Annotated in this window: 9 protein-coding genes; 6 read left to right on the top strand and 3 right to left on the bottom strand. The window is 33.5% G+C overall.

Annotated elements, in window-relative coordinates; genetic code table 11:
• The first annotated feature begins 14 nt into the window (after positions 1–14).
• The 4 genes from MPR_RS03280 to MPR_RS03265 are packed head-to-tail and all read left to right on the top strand — an operon-like array spanning position 15 to position 8,428.
• Entirely contained in the window at positions 15–3,035 is a 3,021-nt protein-coding gene (locus tag MPR_RS03280; protein WP_041889099.1) for a SusC/RagA family TonB-linked outer membrane protein, read from the top strand.
• Positions 3,035–4,402, top strand: a complete 1,368-nt coding sequence (locus tag MPR_RS03275; protein WP_041889097.1) for a RagB/SusD family nutrient uptake outer membrane protein — start codon at positions 3,035–3,037, stop codon at positions 4,400–4,402. The genes MPR_RS03280 and MPR_RS03275 overlap by 1 nt, the downstream gene beginning before the upstream one ends.
• Positions 4,403–4,412: 10 nt before the next feature.
• Positions 4,413–5,618 (top strand): DUF4929/DUF8472 family protein, encoded by a 1,206-nt coding sequence (locus tag MPR_RS03270; RefSeq protein ID WP_041889094.1) that lies wholly within the window; start codon positions 4,413–4,415, stop codon positions 5,616–5,618.
• The gene (locus tag MPR_RS03265; protein ID WP_041889091.1) at positions 5,618–8,428 is read left to right on the top strand and encodes a M16 family metallopeptidase; all 2,811 of its coding nucleotides are present in this window, start codon (positions 5,618–5,620) and stop codon (positions 8,426–8,428) included. The genes MPR_RS03270 and MPR_RS03265 overlap by 1 nt, the downstream gene beginning before the upstream one ends.
• A gap of 85 nt (positions 8,429–8,513) precedes the next feature.
• Here MPR_RS03265 and MPR_RS03260 read toward each other — a convergent pair whose 3' ends face one another.
• The 3 genes from MPR_RS03260 to MPR_RS03250 form a co-directional block, all read right to left on the bottom strand.
• The gene (locus MPR_RS03260) at positions 8,514–10,481 is read right to left on the bottom strand and encodes a DUF3858 domain-containing protein (RefSeq protein ID WP_041889088.1); all 1,968 of its coding nucleotides are present in this window, start codon (positions 10,479–10,481) and stop codon (positions 8,514–8,516) included.
• Positions 10,482–10,612: 131 nt separating this feature from the next.
• Entirely contained in the window at positions 10,613–11,578 is a 966-nt protein-coding gene (rsgA, locus tag MPR_RS03255) for a ribosome small subunit-dependent GTPase A (RefSeq protein ID WP_041889085.1), read from the bottom strand.
• 146 nt (positions 11,579–11,724) lie between these two features.
• Entirely contained in the window at positions 11,725–12,804 is a 1,080-nt protein-coding gene (locus MPR_RS03250; protein ID WP_006257233.1) for a chorismate mutase, read from the bottom strand.
• A 181-nt stretch (positions 12,805–12,985) separates the two neighbouring features.
• Here MPR_RS03250 and MPR_RS03245 point away from each other — a divergent pair, with 181 nt between their 5' ends.
• Both MPR_RS03245 and MPR_RS03240 read left to right on the top strand, forming a co-directional pair.
• Complete coding sequence (locus MPR_RS03245) at positions 12,986–13,828, top strand: sulfite exporter TauE/SafE family protein (RefSeq protein ID WP_006262864.1); 843 nt, start codon at positions 12,986–12,988, stop codon at positions 13,826–13,828.
• Between the two features lie 4 nt (positions 13,829–13,832).
• Positions 13,833–14,222: a DUF1634 domain-containing protein gene (locus tag MPR_RS03240; protein WP_041889082.1), complete on the top strand. Its 390-nt coding sequence runs from the start codon at positions 13,833–13,835 to the stop codon at positions 14,220–14,222.
• Positions 14,223–14,225 lie beyond the last annotated feature (3 nt).

Here is a 14,225-nt window from a genome sequence, read left to right as displayed (position 1 = left end):
TACAACACACCATTATGCTACTTACTCCACTACGAACTATTACTACTCTCGTAATCAGTTTATTTTGTGCAATTGGAGTCTATGCACAAGAGCCTGTATTCACAGGTAAGATTTTAGATCTAGAAACTAAAAAAGGATTAGATACAGCTATAATCACTGTACTAGCCTCAGGAGATACCTTCTTCTCTAATGAAAAAGGAGAGTTCCAAATTCCTGAACTCTATCACTCTTCTGTTATCATCAGCCATGAAGGCTATGAAAATCTAGAAATGAAATTAAAAAAGGGAAATCAAACAATCTATTTATTACCAACTACAAAACAATTAGATGAACTGATCATCCGAAAATCTACTAATATCAATGATATCGACATTCGTAATAGTACAGGTTCTGTAATCACAGTAGACATGACACAGCTGAGTCAACGCTCAGAGTTAGACATGGCGAAGTTATTAGAAGGACAAGTAGCTGGTCTTACTGTTACTTACTCTGGAGAATTGGGCAAAAAACCAGAGATAAGACTACGTGGTAATTCTTCTTTCAACTATCAAGGAAATGCCAATGAGCCACTATTTATAATGGACGGAATTGTGATTTCGACAGAGACTTTTATGACTCTTAATCCTAATGACTTCTCCACTATCAAGGTATTAAAGGATGCCCCTGCTACCGCTCTATATGGTATTAAGGCAGCTAATGGAGTTATCGAATTAACCTCTAAAAGAGGTTTTGACGGTAAACCGATTATTAGTTATGCTATGAAACAAGGAATAACAATGAGAGGGGAAAGAACGGCTAATATGATGAATACTGATGAGAAATTAGCATTCGAACGCAGAATGCAAAATCCTGCTACTCCAGGATATCTATACTCATCTGAATATATCAATACTACATATCAGAACAGTCCTCTTCTAAGTCAGAAACTACAAGAAGGAGAGCACAAATTAGACTCCTTAAGAAGGATTAATACAGATTGGTTTAAAGAATTAGTAAAGCCTAATTATTTCCAATCTCATAACCTTAGTGTAAGGGGTGGTACCGAAAAAAACTCTTATTTCTACTCGCTGAATTACAGTAAACAAGGTGGTCGTATACCAGGCAATGATATCAATCAAATAACCGCACGTGCTAATTTAGATTATATATTAGCTCCTAATCTAACCTTATCTCTTAACAATAGTTTTGGGCTTTCGACTACCAATACTGAAAATGGAATGGATAATGATCCTACTTCATTAGCCTTTATGCTTAATCCTTATGAAACAAAGCATTCGACAAAACTAACGAGTTATTCAGATCGCTCTTATGCTGACTTAATCAATCAATACAAACAAAAACAGACTAGTAAAAGATTTAGCAGTTCCATGGTAATGCAATGGGATATATTGCCCGAATTAAACATAGCAGGGGTAATAGGTGCAGACTATTCATTAAGCGAAACTTATAAAAGAATCCTTAGTACTGCCTATAGTCAAAAGCAAAAGCCTAACAATGCTAAAGGCTTTATATCTGACTCTGATAGCAAGAACTTCGATTTTACATATAATCTACGTGCTAACTACCAAAAACAATTAGGCGATCATGATATTTTCCTAGGAGTAAATATGGATTACTATACTACGAATACAAAAATAATTGGGGGCGAAGGTCATGGAATAGATGATGAAATCAGTAGTCTATCGGGTATCAACAACTCTTTAACAGGTGGTTATGCTCCTAAAAACTCAGGAAGCAAAATAAAGAATACGCAACTTGGTTTTGGAGCTGCGTTGGGATATACTTATAAAGGAACTTATGATGTATATGGAAGTTTTAAAAGAGATGGTTCTTCCCTTTTACCTTCAAGTAAACGATGGAATGATGCATGGTCTACAGGAATAGGATGGTCTCCTATTCACTATGATTTTTTCAAGAATCAAAATATACTAACTGATTTGAAATTTAAAGCCTCATTAGGATATACAGCAAGTATGACAGGAATCTCAATAAGAGATATAGAGTCTACTTTTAGCAATCCTAATACATTCTATGGAGATTATAGATTATTAGTGCTACAAGGAATACCAAATAAAGATTTAAAACCTCAACAAACTCACTCTATAAACTACTCCGTAGATTTCGGCTTCTTTGAAAGACTAAGTCTATTAGTTAACTTCTATCAAAACACAACAAAAGATGCTATACTATCTATGCCTATAGCTATGAGTAATGGGTTTAATACATTTACTAAAAATATAGGAGAACTAGAAAATAGGGGGATAGAATTTATGTTAAGTGGAGATGCTATCCGACTAAAAGATTTTAGATGGAATACTTCTCTTTCCTTATCCTATAACGCCAATAAGGTAAAATCTCTTTATGGTACAGATAGAATATATCTAACAGAAGAATCTGTAATACCAGAATACGAAGTAGGTAAACCTCTAGGTATCATCTATGGGCTGGAAACTAATGGTATACATCCATTAACAGGAGTACCAGAATACATAGATAATGATGGTCATGTAATAGATCTAAATCAGCCAAAAAATGCAAATCACTTCAGACGTATTGGATATAGTATAGCTCCTTATAACGGCTTTTTCAACAACTACTTTACTTATAGAAATTGGGCATTAAATATAAATATCAACTATAATTTCGGTGGTAAGAAAATGTACAACCAATCTTATGTAAGAGACTATAAAAGTTCTAATTTAAATGCCATAGAGGGACAATTACAAGATAGCTGGTTTGAAGTAGGAGATGAAGATAAGGTTTATCCTATCAAAAAACTACCAAGCAATGCAGAAGAATATTATCAAAGCTTTGCTAATAATAGAACAATATATAAAACAGACTTTATCAAGCTAAATTACATACAACTTAGTTACAACTTAGGCAATAATAACTTTATCAATAAGTATTTTAAATCCCTACAGCTAAGTGTACAAGCAGATAATATCTATACATACCGTTTTCAGACAGATAGAGGTTCTTTAAATGATGTATTACAGCCAATATTAACTTTCTCTCTTAATGCTACTTTCTAATGATTAAAAAAATATTCTACTTATTCGTATTTAGTTCTCTATGGGGATGCAGTCTAGAAAATAAATCTGAGAACGAAATCTCTGGAAATGATATTATCAATTCACCTATCAAAGCTTATGGAGTACTATCACAGGCATATAAAGCTACACCTATACAACCAAAAGATTATACTTTATATACAGAAGATCTACAGCCATCTTATCTAATTAATTATCTAAAAGGAAGTAGCCTCGCTTATAAATGGGATGAAACAACCTTATCGATTAATAGTAGTTTGATATGGAATAATCACTATGATGCCATTGTCCACCTAAACGTACTATTAGAATCAGATCACAACTTCAATAGTCAGGATCCTGTATGGCAGTATATTAAAGGTTCTGCTTTAGTCTTAAAAGCCTATAATTACTTCGATTTATTACAGCTATACTCTGAACGTTATAACCCTACAGCTTTAGGTATTATCGCTAAAGATAAATTAATCGTAGAGGAAAAAGCTAGACTAACTCAAGAAGAGTCTCTTAAATTAATCAAAACATACTTATCTGAAGGTCTTGATTTAATAAAACAATCTGGTAAACATCAAAACTACTTTATCAAAGAGAAAGGGATCAACATACTACAAGCTAGAGTGGCTATGTATGAAAAAGAGTATGCAAAAGCAGAGTCCATTGCCCAAGAACTTGTAAATGATGGAGCTAAACTTCCAACCTCAACAGAGGATTATCGCAATATTTGGACTTCAGATAATACTAATATATACTGGTTATACAACAACCTAGATAATCCTAATCACTACTTATATTACGAAGATAACCAAGGGGATCTACTTTACATCAATGAAGATTATAATTTTGACTTGGACGATATTAGATATGCCGTATCTCAATATAAACACAGTATGAAAGCGACTGCTGAGGACAAAATAGAGCGTTCTCTTCTAGGTAAATACAAAAGGTCACAACTAGATAAAGACCCTAGAGATGTGGTAATGATACGCAGTACAGAGGCATATTTCATCTTAGCAGAGAGTCTTTTAGAACAAAATAAATTAGCACAAGCAAAAGAAGTTCTCAATACATTCTTATCTGCTATAAATCAGCCTAACATAGAAGATACGCCTAGTCAACAAGAACTACGTCATAAACTTCACTTCGAAAAACAAAAAGAGTTCATTGGAGAAAAGAACAACCTCTTTGATCTAAAACGATGGAATACACCCATAGAACGAAAAAAAGAAGATAGCAATACTATCATTATCAAGATAGAACCTAATGACTATCGCTGGACATGGCCAATACCCATGAATGAATTGAGATATAATAGCAATGCTCAACAAAACAAAGGCTGGCCTTCATTCAAATAAACAAAGTAAGATGAAAACAAGTTTTAAACATATAGTAAAGTCATTCACTATACTACTCCTAACTACACTATCTTTAAGTAGCTGTAGTAAAGATGATGGGGTTACTAAAGAATACTTAGGTGAAAATAAAGTTCATCTATCTACCCAAAACACGGTGCTAAAAAACAATGGTGAAGATGAGATCTCTATAGAAGTATTACTAGTTAAAAAAACACATCAGACCATCACTTTAACTTTTGGTCTGGAAGATAATCAAGAGCAAGGCAAAGATATTTTAGAATTAAAGAGTCAAACTATCACCTTTGCTCCAGGTGAGAAGAAAGCAGTACTTACCCTTAAAAGTAAAACAGCTCGTACTATCACTGAAGCAAAAAGAATAAAACTAAATTTAGTAGAAAACAATACAACTATTCCTTTAGAAAAACCTCTTGTTTTTACAGTATTACCCTTGAGTGTTATAGATGAACTAACGAAAGAACAGATTACTTTACTAGACGGTTATAAAGAAAAAGGATTAGATTTATACCCTCTACTAGGAGAAATAGATGTCACTACAGAGGTTAACTATCCTGGAGGAGGTGTACAAGAAGTATTTAACCTACCTTATACTACAATTCTAACAGGTAAGACGATAATAACACTAAGCGAATTAGCCACAACAGATAAACCAGTTCTTAAAATGACCTCTAATGCTATGGGACTGGAGGCTTATTTCTACAAAATGTTTAGAGACTTAACTATTGATGATTTAGAGTTTTGGAATAACCCTGGACCTGATGCTCCTCCACAAAACAAAGAAGTAATGAAATCTGTAGGATTAACACGTACTTCTACAGAGTCATTTGAGGTGACACTTAACCATATCGCTATAGATATTAATACTAAAGAAGTATCTTTTATATCAACACTAAAGAACTTATATAATGATGAATATCTAGCTGTACCTTTTGAGTTTAAATATTCTGCTTGGGATAGATTAAAAAAACTACTAGATGCAGGAGATTTAATGGCTACTGAAAACTATGAAATGGGAGGTTCTCTTAATCCGATTGACCATATCAATGTAGATCAAATAATAGAAGACGATTATGACAATTATACTTGGAAAGAATCAAAAGCTAAACTGACAGATAGTAAGTTTACTTTTGAGTTTATATTCATTCATAACAATGCTGATGGATATATCCAAGTTAAAACAGAATACAAATTAAAATAATGAAACGTACTCAAATACTATATTTCTTTGCTTTAGTACTTTGCCCTCTGCTTGTAGTAGGGCAAGGTACTTTTTCTCCATTGCCTAAAGCAGAAAAAGCAATTTATGGAACATTAGACAATGGGCTAAACTATATCATCCATCCTATACCTCAACAGAAGACAGAGTATCGTCTAGTCTTAAATGTAGGATCACTACAAGAACGCAATGATGAGAAAGGATTTGCTCATTTCTTAGAACATATGATCTTTAACGGTAGTGATGACTTCCCAGGTAGACAAGCTATTGATACATTACAGCGTTTAGGCTATCAGTTTGGGAGAGATATCAATGCTTATACTACTTATGAGCGCACCGTATATGATCTGTCTCTCTTAGATATCAAACAACAGGATTTAGCAATAAATATACTAGCTAACTTCTTAGGTAAGTCACATCTACATGATGAGGGAATAGAAAAAGAACGAAGAATCGTTATCCAAGAGATTAAAGACTTTGGTACAGAGCCTTTATTTAACCGCAAAAAACTAGAAGGTACTCCTCACTTAGATAGATTGCCTATCGCTACTGAAAAAGAGATTCTAAATCTAGATCCTGTAAAGCTTAAAGCATTCTATAAACGATGGTATAATCCTGCTCTAGCTACTATAATCATCGTAGGTAATGTGAATACTAAAGATGCTGTAGAGCAAATAAAAAAATACTTTGGATCTTTTAAAGGGCAGTTGAATCTAGATAGAAAACAAAGCGAAAACACTTTTAGCCCTGTCTATACTAACTTATTAGAAAAGCAGAGCAATGCGACTATAAATTCTAATAAATTAGAAATAGTTCGCTTTACAGAAGCGCCTTTCTTAGCTTCTAAAGAAGATTACAGACAACAGCTTATAGAACAAATCTATAAACAATGGATCAATAAGAAACTGTCTATAAGCAAGAGCACTGCTACTGCTCACAGTCTATGGTATCTACCTAATAAAAATGAAAATGCCATAGAAATACAGGCTAAGACAGTAGAAGAATTACAGAACCGCATAAGTTTAGTAGCTAGTACAGTAAACACTATGTCTGTAAAAGGTATTCACAAAAAAGAGCTTGAACATTATAAGCAACATCTACTGAACCATTCTGTTCCTTCTGAAGACGAAGACATTGCTTATATCACCAATGCTTATGTTGATCAGGTCGTAGTGAATAGCCACTACTTATCTTCTATAGCTAGACATGCTTTACTAACTGAATTACTTCCTACTATCACCACAAAGGATATAGAAAGCAAACACAGTAACACATGGTCTACTGATCAAGAGAACCTATATCTACTTACATATAATGATAGTTTGTTCTCAATAGACTCTGCTGATGAACTAAACAAGTATTGGAATGAAGGAAGTACAAAAACATTAGTATTCAAATCTGCTAAACAAAAGAAGACGCACGAAAGACCACGTGGTTCTTTCCATTGGAGAACAATGCCTCCAATACAAAAAGCAACAACTGATATAGCTGTAAAAGAACAGCTATATGCGGATATTAATCTTACAGAACTAACATTAGCGAATGGACTACGCATAGGTATTAAACCAACAAAGGCAACAGATGATAATTATATCATGACTTTGTTCACAAGAAATGGGCTAAATCAAATACCTACATCTGAACAAAAATATTATCAAGATGCTGGATATTTTATAGACTCTTCTTGGATACACGGTTTTACTAATGACGGGTATATGCAAGCGGGATCTGATAGAGAAATATCTACACTCGTGAGTATAAATAAGGATGCTAGTATTATCAATACTTCTTCGCGAAAAGGAAATAGCAAAGACCTTTTTGAATGGACCTATAGAAAGTTATATGACTATATCACACCTCAACAGGATTTTAAAGAATATATAGAGGAAAGTATCTCTTCTATAGATACTACTTCTAAGCCTTCTGCTTTACTAGATAATCCTGCTATCAAAATAGGACATCAAATAGAAGAATATAAAAAAGGAGGTAGTTTATTCTCTGAAGAGCTCACAACGATAGAAGGCTGGAAGAAAGTTAATCTAGATAGTTTCTTTACTTTATACAATCAATCTTTTGCTAATCTAGAAGAAGTGTATGTACTTATCGCAGGGAATTTTGATACAGATGATATCAAGAAGAAGGCGATCGCTTACTTCGGTGCTTTAAATAATGCTCCAAAGCAAGGAGATAAAAACAAGGCTAATTCATCTAAGGTATTCGCAAAAGAAGAAATCACACGAGCTATGCTAACGAGTAGTGATATCGAAAGACCTGATGTGACAATAGTATTCAATGGAACAATTAAACCTACTCTAAAAGAGAGCATGATGGCTCATATCGTAAGAGAGATGTTTAACAACCAGTTCTTAACACTATCGAGAGAAAAAGAAGGATTAGTATATTCTCCTTATTCTGCTCTAGACGTAGAAGTTTACCCTGAGCCTAGAACATCTGTTAGTTTATTCTTCTCTACTTCTCTAACTGATATAGACAAACTAGAGAACTTAGCTAAAGAAGTGATTCACTCTCTACAGACAAAAAGTATCTCAAAGACAGAATTAGAACAGATGAAATTAACGATTCTGAATAATAAACGCTTACATCTAACAGATACAAGTACATTCCAATGGGTAGAAAAGCTTAGAGAAACTCTATTAAACTTTGGTTCTCTTGAGGACTTTAATAATTATGATGAAATACTAAATAGTATCACTCCTGATGACATTAAAGAGATTTCAAAATCTATATTTAATACCTCTACCTACGGAGTATTTATACTCACACCTCAATAAAATAACAAGTGGTTATTGTTCCACTTTATTTTTCTCTTTACTAATAATAATTGAATAAGGCTACCTGATTTAGGTAGCCTTATTTTTATTTCTTCTCTAATGTAACTTGTGTTTTTAACTGTTCTAATAATTGAATGTACACATCTCTCACGCTGTCATAATCTTTTGAAGCAATCACTCCTTTAGCTTTAATAAAAATCAAACTACACAGTACTTGATTGTCTTTTACCTCAAACTTAGTTTGTACTTCTAATCCTGTCTGCTCACTTTTTAAAGTAAAGTTTTGAGGTAGAGTACTTACTTTATACCCTTCAGGAATGACTATCCCCATTAGATAATTGTCTAACTCTGGATACCCTATGTAAATAGGATTGTTTCTATATTCGTTTTGAAATGGATTAGAATACAATGGGTAGAACTGAAATGGATTAATAATATACTTATCATTAAAAAACAATACACCATTCTGCTTACTGAACGAGAATACTGCTCTTACATCCTTCTCATTATTATCACCATTATACACACGTGTACTACTTACATTCATCCCTACATATTGGCTCTCGTACCACTTCCCAAATCTCCATTCACTACCATCATACATATTTCTAAACTCTAGAGCACGATAGTTTTTATAGTTCTCTATAATCTGACCTGAAATACTTCCATTCGAGTTAGGAGTGATCTGATACTTCACTTCTTTACTAGAAATAAACTGAGGCATTAGATTCACTTTAAGAATAGCTCCTGTATCGTATAGTATAGTACCTGTACCATTTAAGTCATCTAATGATAAGATATTAAGAGTCGTATACTTATTCGTAGCATCTACTAAATAAATACTATTATCAGCTTCTATAGCAGTAATAATATGGTTATAATAGTTGCGTTGCCAAGCGGTCTTCACACCATTACTTCTAGTACTCAATAATACTGGATTAGCTTTTATACCAACATATCTTAGCATGGCTGTCAATAGTAAGTTCACATCAGCACTATTTCCAGTCCCTTTATAGAAAGTAGTTTTAATACCGTTCTGTGCGTAAAGTCCATATTCTTGATTCCACGTTACTCGACTCTGTACTATATTTAATAGTTTTGAAATCTGAGCTTCTGTACTTAGCCCCTTATAATCCTCTAGGTTAATTTCTTTTTTAAGAAACTTATCTTGTTTTAATTCTTTACCAAACCCTCTATTTTTAAGTAGGTCAGCATAAAACTCTTTCTCTGTTTGCATTACTTTTTCCGCAGAATTACCAGGGAACTGTACTTGCTGTAAATCAAAGCGCACTGTTGAAATATAGTTTGCAGGATTATCAAGATAAGGCTCTACAATAAAAGAAGGTACTAATTGTGCTTTATATGTTTTTTCTATAGCATTGATTTCAGACTTAATCATAAAGCCATTCACCCCACGAAAAGATACTCTTCTGTTATACTCTTGTTCTGTTAGCTTTATATCGCCCTTTTTTACGATGCTATATAAAAAGTACTCGGGTACTACTACTGTATAACTTGTACTTTCTTTAGGCATATCACTCTGTATATACCACTCAGGTAATTCATCTATATAGTTCGTAGATTTAATATAAGAATACTCTATAATATCTCCTGCTTTCGCATCATTATAACTCACTCCCTTCTCTCTCCAATTACCTTTATCTTCATCAATTAGATTTAGTTTTGGAGATTTCTGTTTTACCACTTTACCGTCTACTAATCGATATATATTAGATACATTAATAGTCATATCCTCTCTTGCGTACCCTTTAGGTGCATAAGGAACTACGAACTTCAACTTTTCCTTAGCTACCTCATCATATAATTTGATTTTACGTGATACAGTCTCATTTACTCTAAAACCATATTCATCAGAATATTCAAAGTCCACTCTAACTTCTTCTTGTAGTATGACTGCTTTATCCTTAGCAAAAGAAGTATTGCTAAGTTCTGCTAACTCAGCTGGCTTTACTTTTCCTAAGAAATCTTGTCCATAAGAAGGAGTCTGTAGACAACATATTATTACAAATAAAAAACAGGCTATTTTATTCATTATCTTATTTTTTGTGGTAGTAATTATAAAGTCAAAATTTACCACAATTATACAACATAGCAAGAGGACTTACACCAAAAAGATTCTTAATTAATCTGACTACTACTTTAAATACATAAAAAAAACCAAGACTATTCGTCTTGGTTCTTTCCATCTTTATATATATCTGTTCGATAATGTTCTTCTTCTCCGTCTAGAATCTGAATATAAGTCTTATATCTAGACCAGGCTAATTCATCTCTATCCAATGCGTCCTTTACAGCACAGTATGGCTCCTCTCTATGCAAGCAATTATTAAACTTACACTGATCCTTTAAAGCAAAAAACTCAGGAAAATAGTCACCTACTTCTTGTGGTTCCATATCTACTACACCAAATCCTCTAACACCTGGGGTATCAATAATCTTAGCATCGAATGATAAGTCAAACATCTCTGCGAATGTCGTAGTATGCTGTCCTTGTTGATGTTGTTCTGAGATTTGAGCAGTCTTTAAGTGTAATCCTGGTTCTATAGCATTAATTAAAGTAGACTTCCCTACTCCTGAATGCCCAGTAAATGTAGATACCTTACCTCTCATTCTTTCTTTAATGGCATCTATTCCCTTACCTGTGACAGCAGATACTCTTAAACACTCATAACCAATCTGAGAATAAATATACTGCATGTACAACTGCTCATCTAAAGCATCTTCAGAATAAGTATCTATTTTATTAAATACTAATACTGTCTTAATTCCATAAGCTTCAGCAGTCACTAAGAACCTGTCAATAAAACTTGTAGTCGTAACAGGATTATTTATGGTTACAATTAAGAATAGAGTATCAATGTTAGAAGCAAGAATATGTACTTGCTTAGATAAGTTTACAGACTTACGAACAACATAATTCTTACGAGGTTTTATATCATTAATAACCCCCGTAGTAACATCGTTTGTAGTTTCTAGTTCAAAGCGAACATGGTCACCTACAGCAATTGGATTAGTACTTTTAATACCTTTAATCCTAAACTTACCTTTAATTCGACAGTCATAAAACACACCGTCTTCACCTTTCACTGAGTACCAACTACCTGTTGATTTGTAAACTATACCATTCATATGGCAAATATACTTCAAAAAATATGTTCCTTAAACAGGTTTAAAGACAATTCTTAGTTAACCTGATTCACTATTATACAATGCTTTAAACAAAGAAAGGGCCTTTACATCTGTAAAAGCCCTTCTATAATTCACATTACCAACTACTATTTGTTGATAATTTTATCTTGTCTATGAATACTCTCTTGGTGAATAGCAGTATAAATAGCAGTGATAAACTCTTCTGTAAATCCGATATGTTTACCTTCCTCTTGCATCTTTTCAAGAATTTTCAACCAACGATCTTGTTGGAATACAGCTACGTTTTTCTCCTTCTTCAATGTTCCGATAGCATCAGAGATAGCCATACGTTTTCTCAATAGATCAAGTAACTTACTATCCATATCATCGATTTGGATACGATGAGCTTGTATTTGTTGTAAGAACTCTTCAGTTTCATCCGTTACGTTTCTCACTTGTAATTTAGAAATAATATCTCCTAATTGATCAGGTGTTACTTGTTGAGCAGCATCACTCCATGCATTATCAGGATCACAGTGTGTCTCTATCATTAATCCTTCATAGTTAAGGTCTAATGCCTGCTGAGATACACCTAATATTTTATCTCTATTACCTGTAATATGTGATGGATCACAGAAAATAGGAATATTAGGTAAATGTAATTTTAGATCAATTGGGATTTGCCACTCAGGGATATTGCGATACTTAGTTTTCTCATAAGTACTAAACCCTCTGTGAATAACTCCTAATTTAGTAATACCTGCTTCTGCAAGTCTCTCTACTCCACCCATCCATAAAGATAAGTCCGGATTCACTGGATTCTTTAACAAAACAACTTTGTCAGTACCTCTAAGTACATCTGCAATTTCTTGAACAGCAAAAGGATTTACGGCAGTACGTGCCCCAATCCATAAGATGTCAATATCGTGCTCTAAGCACAATTGTACGTGTTCTGCGGTTGCAACCTCAGTAGCTAATAACATTCCTGTCTCAGCTTTAACTTGTTGTAACCATTTCAATCCAATGGCACCTACTCCTTCAAATCCACCTGGACGAGTACGAGGTTTCCAAATCCCAGCGCGATAGACTTTAACTTCTTTTGGCAGTGACTTAGCGATTCTCATGACTTGCTCTGGCGTTTCCGCACTACAAGGACCTGCAATTATTGCAGGATTTTGTCCTTGGAATAAAGACAACCAATCCTTGTTAATGTTTAGTTTTTCCATTGGTTAATTATTAATTTGTATTTACATATAATGACGTTTTTACAACTTTGGTTTTGTACTCACCAAAACTGTCAAAAAAAGACTCTAATATATTATTTTAAATTATAAAGTTGGCCTTTTATTCGATATTTATTTGATAAATAATTACTTTTAACCACTTAAGAACAAAATAATATAAAAAATGACCTTATTAACTTTCACGCTGATCATGTTCTTAGGAGCATTTGCAGCAGGCTTCATAGGCTCTTTATCAGGACTAGGAGGCGGTATAATAATCATTCCTTTGTTATCTGTATTCTTAGGTGTTGATATGCATTATGCTATTGGAACTGCCTTAGTTGCTGTAATAGCAACTTCTTCAGGATCAGCTTCAGCCTATGTCAAAGAAGGAATTACCAATATGAGATTAGGAATGTTTCTAGAAATAGCTACTACTGCAGGTGCTGTTATAGGGGCTATCATCTCTACCAATGCGAATACTTCTGTCCTTGCAGTTATTTTTGGATTAACTCTTACTTTTTCTTCTATCAATTCTCTTCGAAAAAAAGAAGATCACTTGGTTACTCCTGAGAACTCAAGTAAACTTGCTCATAACTTAAAACTAGTCAGTACATACCCTACCCCTAGTGGTACAACTGTAAAATATGGTATGAAGAATATCATTGGAGGCTTTAGTATGATGGGGATTGCTGGAATGATGTCTGGGCTTTTAGGTATTGGCTCAGGTGCTTTTAAAGTAATTGCTATGGATTCTATTATGAAGATTCCTTTTAAAGTATCTACTACTACAAGTAACTTTATGATGGGAGTAACAGCTATTGCTAGCTCAGTTATCTATATCCAAAAAGGATATATAGAACCCTCTATCTGTATGCCCGTAATAATAGGTGTATTAGTTGGGGCAATGGTAGGAGCCAAAGTACTTCTTAAGGCCAACCCTAAAAAACTAAAAGTATTCTTTGCTTTTCTAATCTTAGCTTTAGCGATTAATATGATTTATAACGGAGTAGTAGGTAATATATAAGATTATGGGAACAACTAAATTTTCAGATACAGACTTACAATCTATAATTGGTAATGTACTGCGATATGGAGTATGGACTGCCCTATCTGTCGCTGGTATAGGAGGTATTATACTTTTTTCTAGCAAAGGAAGTGAACAAGTAAACTTCACTAATTTTATAGAAAAAGATGATAATATAATCAACGTGATAAACAATATTTTATCAGGTGTAGCCCAGGTAGATGGGGAATCTATTATCTTCTTGGGGATATTGCTTTTATTTTTAACACCTGTGCTTAGAATATTTCTATCACTTTTATCGTTTTTCTTAGAGAAAGATTGGTTATATGTATTTATCACATTGATTGTAATAGGTATTATTGTATTCAGTGTTTCTTTCGGATTTTCACATTAAATA

The organism is Myroides profundi (assembly GCF_000833025.1).
Lineage (GTDB): Bacteria > Bacteroidota > Bacteroidia > Flavobacteriales > Flavobacteriaceae > Flavobacterium > Flavobacterium profundi_A.
This window is presented reverse-complemented; position numbering and strand designations above follow the sequence as displayed.